At 71.7% G+C, this 15915-nt stretch carries 17 protein-coding genes; 8 read left to right on the top strand and 9 right to left on the bottom strand.

Translation table 11 applies throughout. The annotated features are described in order from the left end of the window. Positions 1-28: 28 nt before the first annotated feature. From folP to AB0424_RS25735, 5 genes are all read left to right on the top strand, one after another. Entirely contained in the window at positions 29-889 is an 861-nt protein-coding gene (folP, locus tag AB0424_RS25755; protein WP_366308904.1) for a dihydropteroate synthase, read from the top strand. Further along, a complete protein-coding gene (locus tag AB0424_RS25750) occupies positions 886-1374 on the top strand; it encodes a nuclear transport factor 2 family protein (RefSeq protein WP_366308903.1) in 489 nt (162 codons plus the stop codon). Before folP ends, AB0424_RS25750 begins: the two co-directional genes overlap by 4 nt. Before the next feature lie 122 nt (positions 1375-1496). Continuing rightward, on the top strand, positions 1497-1856 hold the full coding sequence (gene folB / locus AB0424_RS25745; RefSeq protein WP_364277156.1) for a dihydroneopterin aldolase: 360 nt from the start codon (positions 1497-1499) through the stop codon (positions 1854-1856). Next, the gene (folK, locus tag AB0424_RS25740) at positions 1853-2452 is read left to right on the top strand and encodes a 2-amino-4-hydroxy-6-hydroxymethyldihydropteridine diphosphokinase (protein WP_366308902.1); all 600 of its coding nucleotides are present in this window, start codon (positions 1853-1855) and stop codon (positions 2450-2452) included. The genes folB and folK overlap by 4 nt, the downstream gene beginning before the upstream one ends. A 48-nt stretch (positions 2453-2500) precedes the next feature. Next, the gene (locus AB0424_RS25735) at positions 2501-2983 is read left to right on the top strand and encodes a DUF3180 domain-containing protein (protein ID WP_366308901.1); all 483 of its coding nucleotides are present in this window, start codon (positions 2501-2503) and stop codon (positions 2981-2983) included. 4 nt (positions 2984-2987) lie between these two features. Here AB0424_RS25735 and AB0424_RS25730 read toward each other — a convergent pair whose 3' ends face one another. From AB0424_RS25730 to dacB, 7 genes are all read right to left on the bottom strand, one after another. Further along, positions 2988-3980: a hypothetical protein gene (locus tag AB0424_RS25730; RefSeq protein WP_366308900.1), complete on the bottom strand. Its 993-nt coding sequence runs from the start codon at positions 3978-3980 to the stop codon at positions 2988-2990. Positions 3981-4048: 68 nt separating this feature from the next. Beyond that, positions 4049-4657 (bottom strand): GTP cyclohydrolase I FolE, encoded by a 609-nt coding sequence (folE, locus tag AB0424_RS25725; RefSeq protein WP_366308899.1) that lies wholly within the window; start codon positions 4655-4657, stop codon positions 4049-4051. 97 nt (positions 4658-4754) lie between these two features. After that, positions 4755-6773 carry an ATP-dependent zinc metalloprotease FtsH gene (gene ftsH / locus AB0424_RS25720; RefSeq protein ID WP_366308898.1) on the bottom strand — a complete coding sequence of 673 codons (2019 nt, stop codon included), beginning with the start codon at positions 6771-6773 and terminating at the stop codon, positions 4755-4757. Between the two features lie 171 nt (positions 6774-6944). Next, complete coding sequence (gene hpt / locus AB0424_RS25715) at positions 6945-7484, bottom strand: hypoxanthine phosphoribosyltransferase (RefSeq protein ID WP_351861291.1); 540 nt, start codon at positions 7482-7484, stop codon at positions 6945-6947. A 41-nt stretch (positions 7485-7525) separates the two neighbouring features. Continuing rightward, positions 7526-8545 (bottom strand): tRNA lysidine(34) synthetase TilS, encoded by a 1020-nt coding sequence (gene tilS / locus AB0424_RS25710; RefSeq protein ID WP_366308897.1) that lies wholly within the window; start codon positions 8543-8545, stop codon positions 7526-7528. A 207-nt stretch (positions 8546-8752) separates the two neighbouring features. After that, positions 8753-9889, bottom strand: a complete 1137-nt coding sequence (locus AB0424_RS25705) for a zinc-dependent metalloprotease (RefSeq protein ID WP_366308896.1) — start codon at positions 9887-9889, stop codon at positions 8753-8755. An 82-nt stretch (positions 9890-9971) separates the two neighbouring features. Further along, complete coding sequence (dacB, locus tag AB0424_RS25700; protein WP_366308895.1) at positions 9972-11393, bottom strand: D-alanyl-D-alanine carboxypeptidase/D-alanyl-D-alanine-endopeptidase; 1422 nt, start codon at positions 11391-11393, stop codon at positions 9972-9974. A 103-nt stretch (positions 11394-11496) separates the two neighbouring features. On the opposite strand from dacB, the gene AB0424_RS25695 reads away from it, so the two are divergent. Together AB0424_RS25695 and AB0424_RS25690 are read left to right on the top strand one after the other, a co-directional pair. Next, a complete protein-coding gene (locus AB0424_RS25695) occupies positions 11497-11988 on the top strand; it encodes an inorganic diphosphatase (protein WP_015034462.1) in 492 nt (163 codons plus the stop codon). A 115-nt stretch (positions 11989-12103) separates the two neighbouring features. Then, a complete protein-coding gene (locus AB0424_RS25690) occupies positions 12104-13762 on the top strand; it encodes a threonine/serine exporter family protein (RefSeq protein WP_366308894.1) in 1659 nt (552 codons plus the stop codon). 135 nt (positions 13763-13897) lie between these two features. On the opposite strand, the gene AB0424_RS25685 is transcribed toward AB0424_RS25690, so the two are convergent. After that, positions 13898-14599 carry a VTT domain-containing protein gene (locus AB0424_RS25685; protein ID WP_366308893.1) on the bottom strand — a complete coding sequence of 234 codons (702 nt, stop codon included), beginning with the start codon at positions 14597-14599 and terminating at the stop codon, positions 13898-13900. Between the two features lie 151 nt (positions 14600-14750). On the opposite strand from AB0424_RS25685, the gene AB0424_RS25680 reads away from it, so the two are divergent. After that, positions 14751-15119, top strand: coding sequence for a YbjQ family protein (locus AB0424_RS25680; protein ID WP_366308958.1), 369 nt, complete (start codon positions 14751-14753; stop codon positions 15117-15119). 21 nt (positions 15120-15140) lie between these two features. On the opposite strand, the gene AB0424_RS25675 is transcribed toward AB0424_RS25680, so the two are convergent. Further along, the gene (locus AB0424_RS25675) at positions 15141-15902 is read right to left on the bottom strand and encodes a MerR family transcriptional regulator (RefSeq protein WP_366308892.1); all 762 of its coding nucleotides are present in this window, start codon (positions 15900-15902) and stop codon (positions 15141-15143) included. Between the last annotated feature and the right edge of the window lie 13 nt (positions 15903-15915).

The following is a 15915-nucleotide window of genomic DNA, read 5'->3' as shown; positions in this document are numbered from 1 at the left end:
TCCCACCCCTGGGCCCTACGCTGGACACATGAGTACGACGATCGACCGGGGCACCGCCCGAGGACTGCCGGAGTGGGACCGCTGCGCGGTCATGGGCGTGGTCAACGTGACGCCCGACTCCTTCTCCGACGGCGGCCGCTGGTTCGACACCACGGCCGCCGTCAAGCACGGCCTCGACCTCGTCGCCCAGGGCGCCGACCTCGTCGACGTCGGCGGCGAGTCCACCCGGCCCGGCGCCACCCGTGTCGACGAGGAGGAAGAGCTCCGCCGGGTCGTCCCCGTCGTCCGCGGCCTGGCCGCCGAAGGCGTCGCCGTCTCCGTCGACACCATGCGCGCCCGCGTCGCCGCCCGCGCCGTCGAGGCCGGCGCGGTCCTCGTCAACGACGTCAGCGGCGGCCTCGCCGACCCCGCCATGGTCCCCGCCGTCGCCGCCGCCGAGGTCCCCTTCGTCGTCATGCACTGGCGCGGCTTCAGCCAGGACATGAACAGCCTCGCCGTCTACGACGACGTCGTCGCCGAGGTCGTCGGCGAGCTCCGCACCCGCCTGGAGGCCGTCGTCGACGGCGGCGTCGACCCCGAACGGATCGTCGTCGACCCCGGCCTCGGCTTCGCCAAGCTCGCCCCCCACGACCTGGCCCTGGTGGCCCACCTCCCCGAGCTGCGCGCCCTCGGCCGGCCCCTGCTGGTCGCCGCCTCCCGGAAGCGCTTCCTCGGCCACGTCCTCACCCGCGACGGCGCCGCCCCGCCGCCCGCACGCGAGCGCGACGCCGCCACGGCCGCCGTCTCCGCCCTCGCCGCCCACGCGGGCGCGTGGGCCGTCCGCGTCCACGAGGTCAGGGCCACGGCGGACGCCGTACGGGTCGCCCGAGCCGTCGAGGGAGCCGCGTGAGCCGCACGGGCCGCAGCACCGACGAGGCGGCCGTCGAAGCCGCCAACACCGCCTTCTACGAGGCGATGGAGACCGGCGACTTCGAGGGCGTCTCCCGCCTCTGGCTCGACGACGGCGCCACCCCCGTCACCTGCGTCCACCCCGGCTGGCCCGTGCTCACCGGCCGCGGCGAGGTGCTCCGCTCGTACGCCCTGATCATGGCGAACACCGAGTACATCCAGTTCTTCCTCACCGACCTGGAGATCTCCCTCGCCGACGGCACCGCCGTCGTCACCTGCACCGAGAACATCCTCAGCGGAGGACCCGCCGAGGACGGCGCCGAGCTCGGCCCCCTCGTCGGCCAGCTCGTGGTCGCCACCAACGTGTTCCGCCGCACCTCCGACGGCTGGCGGATCTGGTCCCACCACGCCTCCCCGGTCCTCGCCGACACCGGCGACGAGACGGCCGAACAGCCCGGTGCGGACGGCTCCGAACCCCCCTCCTGACGCGCCCGCGGCCCCCCGAGGGCAAGCGCTGTCGGTCCCCGCAGGTAGATTCGACAGTGGACACCCGGCCGTCCGCACCCGGCTGCGTGGCCACCCGAACTACGACAGCAGGAGTGATTCGCGTGGATCGTGTCGCGCTGCGCGGCCTCAAGGCCCGGGGCCACCACGGCGTCTTCCCCAAGGAGCGCGAGGAGGGCCAGACCTTCATCGTGGACCTGGTCCTCGGCCTGGACACCCGCCCCGCGGCGGCCGACGACGACCTGGCGAAGACCGTGCACTACGGCATCGTCGCCGAGGAGGTCGTCGACGTCGTCCAGGGAGAGCCCGTCGACCTCATCGAAACCCTCGCCGAGCGCATCGCCCAGCAGTGCCTCGGCCACGCCGGGGTCCAAGAGGTGGAAGTCGTCGTCCACAAGCCGGACGCACCCATCACCGTGCCCTTCGACGACGTCACCATCACGATCACCCGGAGCCGACGATGAAAGCGACCCACAGCGACCCCACCGTCCAGCCGGTACCGGCCTCCGTCGTCGCGACCGTCGACGCCGCCGACGTGACCCTCTCCAACCCCCGCTGGGCCGTCCTCGCCCTCGGCGCCAACCTCGGCAACCGCCTGGAGACCCTCCAGGGGGCCCTCGACGCCCTCGGGGACACCCCGGGCCTCCGGGTCAAGGCCGTCTCCCCCGTCTACGAGACGGAGCCGTGGGGCGTCGCCCCCGACAGCCAGCCCTCCTACCTCAACGCCGTGGCGCTCGTGAAGACGACGCTGCCGCCCTCCTCGCTGCTGGAGCGGGCCCAGGCCGTCGAGGAGGCGTTCCACCGCGTCCGCGAGGAGCGCTGGGGCGCCCGCACCCTCGACGTCGACATCATCGCGTACGCCGACGTGGTCTCCGAGGACCCCGTCCTCACCCTCCCGCACCCGCGCGCCCACGAACGCGCCTTCGTCCTCGCCCCCTGGCACGACGTCGACCCCGAGGCGCAGCTCCCCGGCCGCGGCACCGTCGCCGCGCTCCTCGACGCCCTGGGCCGCGAAGGCGTCACTCCCCGTGTCGACCTGGAACTCCGTCTGCCCGAGTAGTCGTTAGGCTCGTGGCAGACAGCCTCGCGACCACATGAAGGACACCCGGTGAAACAACTGCGGCTGAAGGTGCTCGCCGGACTGTTCCTCGTGGCCGGCATCCTCTCCTGGGGTGCCGCCCGCCTCTGGGACGCGGTCGGCACCCTCCCCAGCGTGCCGATCGCCGCGCCCATCGTCCTCGCCGTGATCGCCGTCACCCTCACCGCGACCGCCCTCTCGATCCGGGTCCGCCTCAAGGCCCAGCGCGAGCGGCGCCCCGGCGCCAAGGGCGTCGAGCCCCTCATGGCGGCCCGCGCCGTGGTCTTCGGACAGGCCAGCGCCCTCGTGGCCGCCCTCGTCGCCGGCATGTACGGCGGCACCGGCGTCTTCCTCCTCGGCTCCCTCGACGTGCCCGCCCGCCGCGACCAGGCCCTCTACGCCGGCCTCGCCGTCCTGGCGGGCATCGGCGTCATCGTCGCCGCCCTCTTCCTGGAACGCGTCTGCCGCCTCCCGGAGGACGACGACGAGAACCGCCCCCAGGCCGCCGCATAGCCTCCTACCGGCACGCGCGCACGAGGTGCCCGTTCACCAGGAAGGTCGGGTACGGGGCGAGGCGGTAGCTGTAGAACGAGAAGGGCTTCGCACCGAGGGCGGGGCGGGGCCGGACCTCGTGGACCTGGATCCAGGAGCACTCCGGCGGGTCGAGGGGATGGCGCTCGGGAGCGAAGGCGTTCCTGTCGGCCCAGCGGTCCGACACGTAGAGCTGTGAGACCAGTCGCCGTTTCGACGGGGTGAAGCGCGCTCCGATGATCGTGGCCAGCTCCGTCAGGAACGGGACGTTCGCGCTCACGATCACTCGCCCCAAGCCGGACTTGACGGTGCAGCCGTCGCCTTCGATGTAGCCGTCCAGGAATCCCTGGAACGTATCGATGTCCCTCAGGACCACCCGCGGAAAACGCTGCCGCATATGGTGCGCGTCACCGCCGGCGTAGTGCCGCATGGCGTCGGCCAGGTAGGAGGAGACAACCCGCACGCGGAAGCCGGGCAGGTCGCGTCCCAGATAGCCGGAGGGCCGGCTCACCGCTTCCAGGCGGGCGGGCAAACCGGTGCAGGCGGTCAGCGCAGCCGCGTAGCGGGAGGCGAAGCCCTCCTCGTTCACGACCAGCGAGACGTAGTTCCTGCCGACCGTCCCGTCGGCGCAGGTGGCCCCGACGAAGTACCCGAACTCGTACCCCGGCCTCATCGTGAGCCGTTCCCGGCACAGCTTCCGTGCATGCGTCCAGGCGATCGTCTCCCCCGCCGTGCCCGCCGCGCGTACCCACCCGTCCGGCGTGGCGAGGAGCAGGTCGGGGCTGGCGGTGAACGTCATGTGGTCGGTCACCACCTCTACGGCCGCACGCGCCTTCACCGCCCTCACGTCCACCACCGTGGTCCGCACCGTCCGGTCCCCGTCCAGCGTCCACAGCGTGCTGCCCGGAGCGACGTTCTTCGCCTGGACACAGCCGTCCACGAGATTCACCAGCATCTTGCTGGTGAGGCCGTACCCCATACCGATCCCCCTTGAGCAGCGATCAACTCCACTGATCAAGGACGGTAGGGAGTACGGCGGGCGGGCCGCTACGAACGGGCCACTATCAGGGACATGGCCTCGGCACGGGTGGTAGCGTCGCGCAGTTGCCCACGTACCGCCGAGGTCGTCGTCTTCGCGCCCGGCTTGCGGACACCGCGCAGCGCCATGCACATGTGCTCCGCTTCGATGACCACGATCGCACCGCGGGCATCGAGGATGCGCATCAGCGAGTCGGCGATCTGCGTGGTCAGGCGCTCCTGGACCTGCGGGCGGCGGGCGAAGACCTCGACGAGACGAGCCAGCTTGGACAGGCCGGTGATCTTGCCGGATTCGGCAGGAATGTAACCAATGTGGGCTACGCCATGGAACGGCAGCAAATGATGTTCACACTGGCTCGTCAGCTCGATGTCCTTCACGAGGACCATCTCGTCGTGTCCGAGGTCGAACGTCGTCGTCAGGACGTCCTCGGGCTTCTGCCACAGTCCCGCGAAGAGCTCCTTGTACGCCCGGGCCACCCGCGCCGGGGTCTCGCGCAGGCCCTCGCGGTCCGGGTTCTCGCCGACGGCGATGAGGAGTTCGCGGACGGCGGCTTCCGCGCGCTTCTCGTCGAACTCGCCGATCGTGCCCTCGCCGTCCAGGGTCACCGGGTCGGTCATCTCTGTGCCTCGTTCCGTCTGGCTGATGTGCGCGAAATGCCGCGCCCCCACAGGCTAAAACCTGTGGGGGCGCGGCAGCCATTCCGGGGTGGGACGGTCAGTCCTCGGGGTTGTCGACCGGGGCGATCTCGATGCCCTTGGTGGTGTCGACCGCCGGGGTGGCCGTTCCGTTGGCGCTGTTCGTCAGTGCGAGCTCCTTGGGGGAGAGCACCGGCGGACGCGTCGAGGGGGTGCGGCGGGCGGATCCGGTCCAGGCCGGGCGCGCCGGGCGCTTGACGATGGGGGCGAAGATCTCGGCGATCTCCTCCTTGCCCAGCGTCTCCTTCTCCAGCAGGGCGAGGACCAGGTTGTCGAGAAGGTCACGGTTCTCGACGAGGATCTCCCACGCCTCGTTGTGCGCGGTCTCGATGAGCTTCTTGACCTCTTCGTCGACCAGCGCCGCGACCTCTTCCGAGTAGTCGCGCTGGTGCGCCATCTCGCGGCCGAGGAACGGCTCCGTGTTGTCGCCGCCGAACTTGATGGCGCCGAGCCGCTCGGTCATGCCGTACTGGGTGACCATCGCGCGGGCCGTGGCGGTGGCCTTCTCGATGTCGTTCGCCGCGCCCGTGGTCGGGTCGTGGAAGACGAGCTCCTCGGCAGCGCGGCCGCCCAGCATGTAGGCCAGCTGGTCGAGCATCTCGTTGCGGGTGGTCGAGTACTTGTCCTCGTCCGGCAGGACCATCGTGTAGCCCAGGGCGCGGCCGCGGGACAGGATGGTGATCTTGTGGACGGGGTCGGAGTTCGGCGAGGCCGCCGCGACCAGGGCGTGACCGCCCTCGTGGTACGCGGTGATCTTCTTCTCCTTGTCCGACATGATCCGGGTCCGCTTCTGCGGGCCCGCGACCACTCGGTCGATCGCCTCGTCCAGAGCCTTGTTGTCGATCAGCTTCTGGTCGCTGCGGGCGGTGAGGAGCGCCGCCTCGTTGAGGACGTTGGAGAGGTCGGCACCGGTGAAGCCGGGGGTGCGTCGGGCGACGGCGCCGAGGTCGACGTCCGGAGCGACCGGCTTGCCCTTCTGGTGGACCTTGAGGATCTCCAGACGGCCCAGCATGTCCGGTCGGTCGACCGCGATCTGGCGGTCGAAGCGGCCCGGACGGAGCAGGGCGGGGTCGAGGATGTCGGGCCGGTTCGTGGCGGCGATCAGGATGACGCCGCCCTTCACGTCGAAGCCGTCCATCTCGACGAGGAGCTGGTTGAGCGTCTGCTCGCGCTCGTCGTGGCCGCCGCCGAGGCCGGCGCCGCGGTGGCGGCCGACCGCGTCGATCTCGTCGACGAAGACGATGGCCGGTGCGTTGGCCTTGGCCTGCTCGAAGAGGTCGCGGACGCGGGAGGCGCCGACGCCGACGAACATCTCGACGAAGTCGGAGCCGGAGATCGAGTAGAACGGCACCCCGGCCTCGCCGGCGACGGCGCGCGCGAGGAGCGTCTTGCCGGTTCCGGGCGGCCCGTAGAGCAGGACGCCCTTGGGGATCTTGGCACCGACGGCCTGGAACTTCGCGGGCTCCTGGAGGAATTCCTTGATCTCGTGGAGTTCCTCGACGGCCTCGTCCGAGCCGGCGACGTCGGCGAAGGTGGTCTTCGGCGTGTCCTTGGTGATGAGCTTCGCCTTGGACTTGCCGAACTGCATGACGCGGGAGCCGCCGCCCTGCATCTGGTTCATCAGGAAGAGGAAGACGACGACGATCAGGACGAAGGGGAGGAGCGAGAGCAGGATCGAGACGAAGGGCGACTGCTTCGTCGGGGAGACGGTGTAGCCCTTCTCGATCTGCCCGGCCTCGAACTTCTCCTGGAGCTTGTCGGCGATGTCCACGCCCTGGCTGCCGATGTAGCTGGCCTGGACCTTGCTGCTCTTGTCGATCTTCTGGCCGTCGATGAGCTCGATCTTGATGATCTGCTCGTCACCGGTGGTGACCTTTGCCTGCTTGACCTGGTTCTTGTCGATCGCCTGGACGACCTTGCCGGTGTCCACCGTCTTGTAGCCCTCGGACGAGCCGACGACCTGCATCAGCACGACCACGGCGAGGACGGCCAGCACGATCCACATGACCGGCCCACGGAAGTATCGCTTCACGTCCATCCATACGGAGCGAGTACGCCCCGTCCCTCCTGCCCGTAGGAAAATGCTGCTGTGAGTGCTGCTGTGTGAAAAAGCTGTTCTTCGGACGGTACCTCAGCCGCGTCGCCCGCGACCGCCTTCCCGTGGTTCAACGGGGGGAAGGCGGTGCGGGTTCCCCGGACTGCCGGGTGATCAGCCGCCGTAGACGTGCGGGGCGAGCGTGCCGACGAACGGAAGGTTCCGGTACTTCTCGGCGTAGTCGAGGCCGTAGCCGACGACGAACTCGTTGGGGATGTCGAAGCCGATCCACTTCACGTCGATGGCGACCTTGGCGGCCTCGGGCTTGCGCAGCAGGGTGCACACCTCGAGGGTGGCGGGCTCGCGCGAGCCGAGGTTCGACAGGAGCCACGACAGGGTCAGGCCGGAGTCGATGATGTCCTCGACGATCAGGACGTGCTTGCCCTTGATGTCGGTGTCGAGGTCCTTGAGGATCCTGACGACGCCCGAGGACTGGGTGCCGGCGCCGTAGGAGGAGACGGCCATCCAGTCCATGGTGACGGGGGTGGAAAGGGCGCGAGCCAGATCCGCCATCACCATCACGGCGCCCTTGAGGACACCGACGATGAGCAGGTCCTTGCCCGCGTATTCCGCGTCGATCTTCGCGGCCAGCTCTGCCAGCTTGGCGTCGATCTCTTCCTTGGTGATGAGCACCGACTGGAGGTCGGTGCCCATGTCCTTCTCGTTCACCCGGGTCACTTTCGTTGCAGCGTGCGTCAGCCTTGCCGGATGACCAGTCTGCCACCCTGGCGGCGGGCTTCGACGCGGCCGGGCAGGTTGATGGCCCCCTGGCCGCGCCATCCGGTGATGAGCCGGTCGACTTCCTCGATGTGCCGGGCGAAGAGGGAGCCGGCGGGGGCGCCCTCCGCGATGACCGCGCGGCGCAGGACCCGGCGGCGTACGGCGGGGGGAAGTCCGAAGAGCTTGGCGCATTCGAGGGCGCCGGCCTCGTCGCGCACGGAGGTCTCGGCGTCGGCGGCCCAGGTGTCGAGGGCGTCCGCGTCGTCCCGGGAGAGCTGGGCCGTTCGGGCGAGGGCTTCGACGACGCCCTTGCCGAGGGCCTTCTCCAGGGCGGGGAGCCCCTCGTGGCGGAGCCGGGAGCGGGTGTAGGCCGGGTCGCTGTTGTGGGGGTCGTCCCACACGGCGAGTTCCTGGGCGATGCACGCCTTGCGGACGGTCTGGCGGTCGAGCTGGAGGAACGGGCGCCGGTAGCGGCGGGCGGCGCCGGAGACGGCGGCCATGCCGGAGAGCGAGCGGATGCCGGAGCCGCGGGCGAGACCGAGCAGGACGGTCTCCGCCTGGTCGTCGCGGGTGTGGCCGAGGAGGATCGCGGCGGCGCCGTGGCGCGCGGCGGCGTCGTCGAGCGCGGCGTAGCGCGCGTCGCGGGCCGCGGCCTCGGGGCCTCCCTCGCGGCCCACGGTGACGGTGACGGCCTCGACGGGGGTGAGGCCGAGGGCGGTCATGCGTCCGGCGACCTCGGTGGCGCGGCTGTCGGAGCCGTCCTGGAGGCCGTGGTCGACGGTGATGCCGCCGGCCCGCACGGGGAGCTTGCGGGCTTCGAAGGCGAGGGCGGAGGCGAGCGCCATGGAGTCGGCGCCTCCGGAGCACGCGACGAGCACCAGGGGTGCGGGTGCGTCGGGTGCGGTGGTGGGGTCGGTCTGGTGCTCGGTGAGAACGTCGTGGAGTACGCGGCGGACCGCCAGGCGTATCGCCGCGACCGCAGGATGGGGACCCATGTCCGGTGCCCTTCGTGATGGGGTGGGGTGCCTCGGTCGGAGTCTTAACGGTCGGAAAGGGGGGTTCGGTCACTCAGAGTGCGTCGATGGTGACAGAAACCCGGCCGTTACCCGAGCATTGCACGCCTCACCCCATGCCCAGGGTCCCTCGGATGGGTGATTGGCCGGCCGTTCTCACGTGTTCCTACGCCGTCCGCCGCACCTGTCTCACGAGTCTGCCTTACGGTGCACCCTCGCGATCCAGTCGGCGGGGGCGGCGATCTCCGACTTGGTGGGGAGCGTGTTGGGGGAGGTCCACACGCGGTTGAAGCCGTCCATGCCGACCTGGTCGACGACGGCGCGGACGAAGCGCTCGCCGTCGCGGTACTGGCGGAGCTTGGCGTCGAGGCCGAGGAGCTTGCGCAGGGCGAGGTCGAGGCGGGAGGCCCCGCGGGCCCGGCGCTGCTGGAACTTCTCACGGATCTCGGCGCCGGAGGGCACGACCTGCGGTCCGACGCCGTCCATGACGTAGTCGGCGTGGCCTTCGAGGAGGGACATGACGGCGGTGAGCCGGCCGAGGATCTCGCGCTGCTCGGGGGTCTGGACGAGTTCGACGAGGGACGGCGAGGGTTCTCCCTCCTCGCCCTCGGGGCGGCCGCCGGCGAGGGTCTGGGCCGCCTCGCGGAGGCGTTCCACGACGGTGCCGGGATCGACGTCGGTGGCGGTCAGGAACGACTGGATTTCGCCCTGGAGGTGGTCGCGGAGCCAGGGGACGGCGGTGAACTGGGTGCGGTGCGTCTCCTCGTGGAGGCAGACCCAGAGCCGGAAGTCGTGCGGGGCGACGTCCAGTTCGCGTTCGACGTGGACGATGTTGGGGGCGACGAGGAGGAGTCGGCCGCCGCCGCCACCGGCGGGCAGCTCGCGGGTGGCGGGGGCGAAGGTCTCGTACTGGCCGAGGATGCGGGAGGCGAGGAAGGACAGCAGCATGCCGAGCTCGACGCCGGTGACCTTGCCGCCGACGGCGCCGAGGACGGCGCTGCCGGGGGTGCCGGCGCGGCGGTCCTGCATCTTGCCGAGGAGCGGGGTGAGGAGTTCGCGGAAGCCGGCGACGTTGGCCCGGATCCAGCCGGCCCGGTCGACGACGAGGACGGGCGTGTCGTGTGGTTCGACGCCCTCGGGGATCATGCGCGTGTAGGCGCGGACGTGTTCCTCGGACGCCTTGGCGTGCCTGCGGAGTTCGGCGACGACCTCGCGGGCCTCGTCGCGGCTGACTTCGGGTCCGGGCCGCACGAGGCGGGTCGCGGTCGCGACCGCGAGGTTCCAGTCGACCATCCCGGATGTGCCTGCGCCACCGATGCTCGTCATGCGTCAACCGTACGGTCTCGGCGCGCGATCGGAGAGGGTTCGGTACGGGTTCGCCGCGGGTCGGCGGTGGTCTCGGGCGGGGTCAGCGGGCTCCGGTGAGTGCCGCGGAGAGGCGGTCGAGGGCGGGCTGCGCTTCGTACGGCGAGGGGGTGCGGCCGGCGAGGAAGGCGAAGGCGAGGAGGCGGCCGTCGGGGGTGACGACGGTCCCGGCGAGCGTGTTGACGCCCGTGAGCGTGCCGGTCTTGGCGCGGACGAGTCCGGCGCCCGCGGCGGCCGGCGCGGTGTCGTAACGGCCGGCGAGGGTGCCGGTGAAGCCGCCGACGGGGAGGCCGGTGAGAAGCGGGCGCAGGGCGGGGCGCGCGGGGTCGGCCGCCCGGGTGAGGAGGCCGGTGAGGAGGGTGGCGGAGACGCGGTCGCGGCGGTCGAGTCCGCTGCCGTCGGCGAAGCGGGCGCCGGCGACGGGGAGGCCGAGGCGGACGAGTTCGTCCCGTACGGCCCGTTCGGCGCCCTGGAAGCTGGCGGGGAGGCGGTGGGCGAGGGCGGTCTGCCGGGCGAGGGCCTCGGCGAGGTCGTTGTCGCTGTGGGTGAGGGTGCGCTCGGCGAGGTCGGCGAGGGGCGCGGAGTAGGTGCGGGCCAGCGGGGCGGCCTTCGGGGTGCGGCCGGGGGCGGGGTCGCCGGTGACCCGGACGCCGGCGGCGGCGAGGTGGCCGGCGAAGGCGCGGGCGGTGTCGCCGGCCGGGTCGGCGGTGCGGGGGGCGGGGCCGCTGCGGCTGCCGTCGAGGCGGCCCTCGTCGGTCATGAGGGCGACGACGGGGGCGATGTTCTCGTTGGGGCCGATGGGGTGGAGGGCGGGGCCCCGGTAGAGCGCGGTGTCGTACGCGAGGCGTACGGAGGTGTGCCCGCCCTTCTTCAGGGCGCGGGCGGTGTCGGCGGCGAGGGACTTCAGCCGCGCCGGGTCGAGGGTGGGGTCGCCGCCGCCGGTGAGGGTGACGGTCCGGCCGTCGGGGGCGGCGGTGACGGTCGTGGCGACGCGGTGGTCGGGGCCGAGGGCGGAGAGCGCGGCGGCGACGGTGACGATCTTGATCGTGGAGGCGGGGGTCATGGGGGTGCCGGCGCCTTCGCCGTACAGCTGCGCGCCGGTGGCGGTGTCGACGACGGAGGCGGTCCGCAGCGAGCCGAGGCCGGGGTCGGCGAGGAGCGGGACGAGGACGGCGGCGAGGTCGGCGGGACGTCCGGCGGGGCGTCCCGCGGGGGCCGGGGCGTGCAGGGCGGTGAGGACGCCCGGGGCGCTCGGGGCGGGGGCCGGGCGGCGGGGCGCGGCGGGGGCCGGGGCGGGCGCGGGGGCGTGACGCGTGCCACCCGCCACGGGGGCGGCGGCGCGGGCCCGCTCGGCCGTACGCTGGCCTCCGTCCCACGGCCCGGCCGCGGTCACCGCCGCGGCGGCCACGACGAGTCCGAGGGCGGCGGAGCCCGCCGTGAGCTGCCACATCCTCGGCTCCGGCATCTGCTGACCAGCCCCTTTCGCGATCACACACGTGCGTGAGGGACACTTAATCACCGCGCGTCGTCGCGAGCATTCACTTGTGTTGATTCAGGAGGAGCCACCCGTGGAGTTCGACGTTCTCATCGAGATCCCCAAGGGGTCGAGGAACAAGTACGAGGTCGACCACGAGACGGGTCGCATCCGCCTGGACCGTCGCCTCTTCACGTCGACGGCCTACCCGACCGACTACGGCTATGTCGAGAACACCCTCGGCGAGGACGGCGACCCGCTGGACGCGCTCGTGATCCTCGACGAGCCGACCTTCCCGGGCTGCCTGATCAAGTGCCGCGCGATCGGCATGTTCCGGATGACCGACGAGGCGGGCGGCGACGACAAGCTGCTCTGCGTCCCGGCCACGGACCCGCGCATGGAGCACCTGCGCGACATCCACCACGTGGCGGAGTTCGACCGCCTGGAGATCCAGCACTTCTTCGAGGTCTACAAGGACCTGGAGCCGGGCAAGTCGGTCGAGGGTGCCGACTGGGTCGGCCGCGCCGAGGCCGAGGCCGAGATCGAGAAGTCGTACGCGCGCGCCAAGGAGCAGGGCGGCCACTGAGCCCCCGCTGTCGTGATCGTGTGAAGGCGGTGCACCTGTCGGGTGCACCGCCTTTCGCACGTCCGTCTCCCCTTCATACTGGAATCCACGATTCCCTGGGGATGAGGCGGAGAGAGTGGTGGCGGAGCCGAAGGGCCCCGAGGAGGCGCCGGAGGACCGGAAGCCTCAGTCGGACGAGGCACGGAGCGCGTTCGTCCCTCCGGCCGGGGTGGAGCAGCCCGCGCCGCCCGAGGAGGAGCATCCGACCTCCGAGTTCGCCCTGCCGCCCGGTCTGACGCCGGAGCCGCCGCCGGAGCAGGAGAAGTCGGCGTTCGCCACGCCGGCCACGTACTCGGCGAGGAACTCGCCGCCCGTCTTCACCCCGGCGTACGGGGTGCCGCTGGTGCGGCTCTCGCAGGACGCGCCGTGGCAGGACCGGATGCGGACCATGCTGCGGCTGCCGGTGCACGAGCGGCCGGTGCCGGAGTCCTCCCGCAAGGAGGACGAGTCCGGGCCCTCGGTGCCGCGCGTGCTCGACCTGACCCTGCGCATCGGCGAGCTGCTGCTGGCGGGCGGGGAGGGCGCGGAGGACGTCGAGGCGGCGATGTTCGCGATCTGCCGCTCGTACGGGCTCGACCGGGTCGAGCCGACGGTGACGTTCACCCTGCTGTCGGTCACCTACCAGCCGTCGCTGGTGGACGATCCGGTGACGGCGAACCGGACGGTGCGGCGCCGGGGGACGGACTACACGCGGCTCGCGGCGGTGTACCAGCTGATCGCGGACATCAGCGAGCAGTCGCACGAGGTGTCGCCCGAGGAGGCGTACCGGCGCCTCGCGGAGATACGGCGCAACCGGCACCCGTATCCCGGCTGGGTGCTGACGGCGGCCGCGGGCGTCCTGGCCGGCGCGGCCTCGGTGCTGCTCGGCGGCGGTCCGACGGTCTTCTTCGTGGCGGCGCTGGGCGCGGTGCTCGGCGACCGGCTCGCGTGGCTGTGCGCGGGGCGCGGGCTGCCGGAGTTCTACCAGTTCCTGGTGGCGGCGATGCCGCCGGCGGCGATGGGGGTGCTCCTGACGCTGCTGCACGCGGATCTGCGGCCGTCGGCGGTGATCACCGGTGGCCTGTTCGCGCTGATTCCCGGGCGGGCGCTGGTGGCGGCCGTCCAGGACGGCCTGACCGGCTTCTACATCACCGCGTCGGCCCGTCTCCTGGAGGTCGCGTACTTCTTCGTCGCGATCGTGGTGGGCGTGCTGTCGGTGCTGTACATCGCGGTGCAGTTCGACGCGCAGCTGAACCCCGAGGGGGCGCTGCGGGCGGTGGAGCGGCCGGTGACGCAGATCCTGGCGTCGATGGTGCTGTGCGCGACGTTCGCGGTCCTGCTCCAGCAGTCCCGCTCCACGGTGCTGTTCGCGACGCTGAACGGCGGCGTGGCCTGGGTGATCTACGCGTCGATAGCGGTCACCGCGGAGGGCTCGGCGGTGATGGCGACGGCGGTGGCGGCGGGGCTCGTGGGGCTCTTCGGGCAGCTGATCGCCCGCTACCGCCACACGTCGTCGCTGCCGTACGTGACGGCGGCGATCGGTCCGCTGCTGCCGGGTTCGGCGACGTACTTCGGAGTGCTGGCGATCGCCCAGAACAACCTGGACCAGGGCTTCGCGTCGCTGGCGAAGGCGGCGGCCCTGGCCCTGGCGATCGCGATCGGGGTGAACCTGGGGAGCGAGCTGGCCCGGCTCTTCATGCAGGCCCCGGCCGCGGCGGCGGCCCGCCGCGCGGCGAAGCGGACCCGAGGGTTCTAGGAGGTGTCGGCCCCTGCTGGGAGCGTGCTCCCGGCAGGCCCGACCCCGCAGGCCGACACCCCGGTACGCCGACACCCCGGGGCTCTGGGCTCCCGGGGTGTCGGTGCGGCGGGGTCAGGGCGCCCCGCCGGTGGCTCAGCGCTTCGCGTGGCGGCCGCGGGGGCCCTGGGGGTTGGGGGTGCCGGGGGCGTCGTGGTCGCCCTGGGCCTGGGCCTTCTTGGACTGGGAGCGGGCCCGGAGGAACTCGATCACGATGGGGATGACGGAGATCAGGACGATGCCGACCAGGATCATCTCGATGTGCTTGTGCACGAAGTCGATCTTGCCGAGGGAGGCGCCGAGCAGGGTCACGCCGGCGCCCCACAGCACGCCGCCGATGACGTTGAACGTGATGAACGACCGGTAGTTCATCCGGCTCACGCCGGCGATGATCGGCGTGAAGGTCCGCACGATGGGGACGAAGCGGGCCAGGATCAGCGACTTCGGGCCGTGCTTCTCGAAGAACTCGTGCGCCTTCTCGACGTTCTCCTGCTTGAAGAGCTTGGAGTCGGGGCGCTTGAAGAGGGAGGGCCCGACCTTCCGGCCGAAGAGGTATCCCACCTGGTCGCCGATGATCGCGGCGGCCACCACCAGCGTGCAGACCAGCCACAGCGGCGAGTCCAGCTTCCCGGTGGTGACGAGCAGGCCGGTGGTGAAGAGCAGCGAGTCGCCGGGCAGGAAGAACCCGATGAGAAGGCCGGACTCGGCGAAGACGATCACCAGGACACCGATCAGACCAAAGGTCTGGATCAGATAGTCCGGGTCCAGCCAGCTCGGTCCGAGGGCAAGCGTGTTCACGGGTTCCGGGCTCCTGCGGTCGGTGGGGGCTTGGGGGACGGCTGGCCCCAAGCTATCAACGCGGGCCGGACGCCCCCGGTTCCACCCGGCTCCCACGGGATGCGGACCGGGCCTCCGCACCCGAGGGTGGGGGGTCAGGAGGTGCATGCCGATGGGCATCGAGGAGTACGGAGGCGGCCAGGGGCCGCACCCCGACGTACTGGTCGTGACCACGAACGACGTGCCGGGTTTCGAGGTCCGGCAGGTGCTCGGTGAGGTCTTCGGGCTCACCGTGCGCTCACGCCATCTGGGCAGCCAGATCGGCGCGGGGCTGAAGTCGATGATCGGCGGGGAGCTGAAGGGTCTGACGAAGACCCTCGTGCAGACCCGCAACCAGGCGATGGAACGCCTGGTGGAGCAGGCTCAGGCGCGCGGCGCGAACGCCGTGCTGATGTTCCGCTTCGACGTGACGGAGGCCGCCGACCTGGGCACGGAGGTGTGCGCGTACGGCACGGCGGTGGTGATCGCGCCACGCGCCTGAGCGGGACCGGCGCCGCGCGGCTCAGGCCGCGCGGCGCGCCGCGTTCGCCCGGACGGCCCCGAGCAGGTGCTCGGGGAGTCCGGGGTGGATCGACGCGTAGAAGGCGTGGAAGTTCTCGTCGGCGACGTACATCTCGGCGAGCCCCTCGTGGGTCTTCGGGTGGCACTCGAAGAACCAGGCGGTGATGTGACGGCGGTGGGCCTCGGCGAGGTCCATCGCCTCCTCGGAGGCGGGCGCGTGCCCCTCCTCCATCAGGGCGCGGTAGGCGGCGCCCCAGGCGTCCACCTCGTCCTTCATCCGCTGCCACTCCTCCTTGCCGTACGCGGCGGCGCGGGCCTGCGCCCGCTCGTGCGCGTGGGTGCCGCCCCAGCGGCGGGCGGTCTCCTCCGCGTACCGCTCGGGGTCCTTGTCCCCGAACACCTCGAACTTCTCCTCGGGGGTGAGGTTGATGCCCATCCTCTTCGCCTCCATGGCGTGCTCGACGGCCGCCGCCATCCTCCGGAGCTCGTCGATCCGCGCGGTCAGCAGGGTGTGCTGGCGCCGCAGGTGCTCCTGCGGATCGGCGTGCGGGTCGTCGAGGAGGACCGCGACCTCTTCGAGGGGGAAGCCGAGCTCCCGGTAGAACAGGATGCGCTGGAGCCGGTCGAGGTCCGCGTCGTCGTAGCGGCGGTGTCCCGCCGTGCTGCGGGCGCTCGGCGAGAGCAGCCCGATCGCGTCGTAGTGGTGCAGGGTGCGCACCGTGACCCCGGCGAGGCCGGCGACCCGTCCAACGGAGTAGTCCATCGGTCTTCCGCCC

The sequence above is a fragment of the Streptomyces sp. NPDC051180 genome, from assembly GCF_040689545.1.
Classification (GTDB): Bacteria; Actinomycetota; Actinomycetes; order Streptomycetales; family Streptomycetaceae; genus Streptomyces.
The sequence above is the reverse complement of the archived record's forward strand: the minus strand, read 5'-3'. Positions and strand labels throughout refer to the sequence as shown.

Excerpts from the sequence above, each read along its gene's own strand:
- tilS (WP_366308897.1), bottom strand. The coding sequence starts at position 8,545 with ATGGGTCCCCATCCTGCGGTCGCGGCGATACGCCTGGCGGTCCGCCGC.
- AB0424_RS25680 (WP_366308958.1), top strand. The coding sequence starts at position 14,751 with ATGGGCATCGAGGAGTACGGAGGCGGCCAGGGGCCGCACCCCGACGTA.
- AB0424_RS25730 (WP_366308900.1), bottom strand. The coding sequence starts at position 3,980 with ATGGGGTACGGCCTCACCAGCAAGATGCTGGTGAATCTCGTGGACGGC.
- AB0424_RS25705 (WP_366308896.1), bottom strand. The coding sequence starts at position 9,889 with ATGACGAGCATCGGTGGCGCAGGCACATCCGGGATGGTCGACTGGAAC.
- folE (WP_366308899.1), bottom strand. The coding sequence starts at position 4,657 with ATGACCGACCCGGTGACCCTGGACGGCGAGGGCACGATCGGCGAGTTC.
- folK (WP_366308902.1), top strand. The coding sequence starts at position 1,853 with ATGAAAGCGACCCACAGCGACCCCACCGTCCAGCCGGTACCGGCCTCC.
- ftsH (WP_366308898.1), bottom strand. The coding sequence starts at position 6,773 with ATGGACGTGAAGCGATACTTCCGTGGGCCGGTCATGTGGATCGTGCTG.
- dacB (WP_366308895.1), bottom strand. The coding sequence starts at position 11,393 with ATGCCGGAGCCGAGGATGTGGCAGCTCACGGCGGGCTCCGCCGCCCTC.
- AB0424_RS25675 (WP_366308892.1), bottom strand. The coding sequence starts at position 15,902 with ATGGACTACTCCGTTGGACGGGTCGCCGGCCTCGCCGGGGTCACGGTG.
- folP (WP_366308904.1), top strand. The coding sequence starts at position 29 with ATGAGTACGACGATCGACCGGGGCACCGCCCGAGGACTGCCGGAGTGG.
- hpt (WP_351861291.1), bottom strand. The coding sequence starts at position 7,484 with ATGGGCACCGACCTCCAGTCGGTGCTCATCACCAAGGAAGAGATCGAC.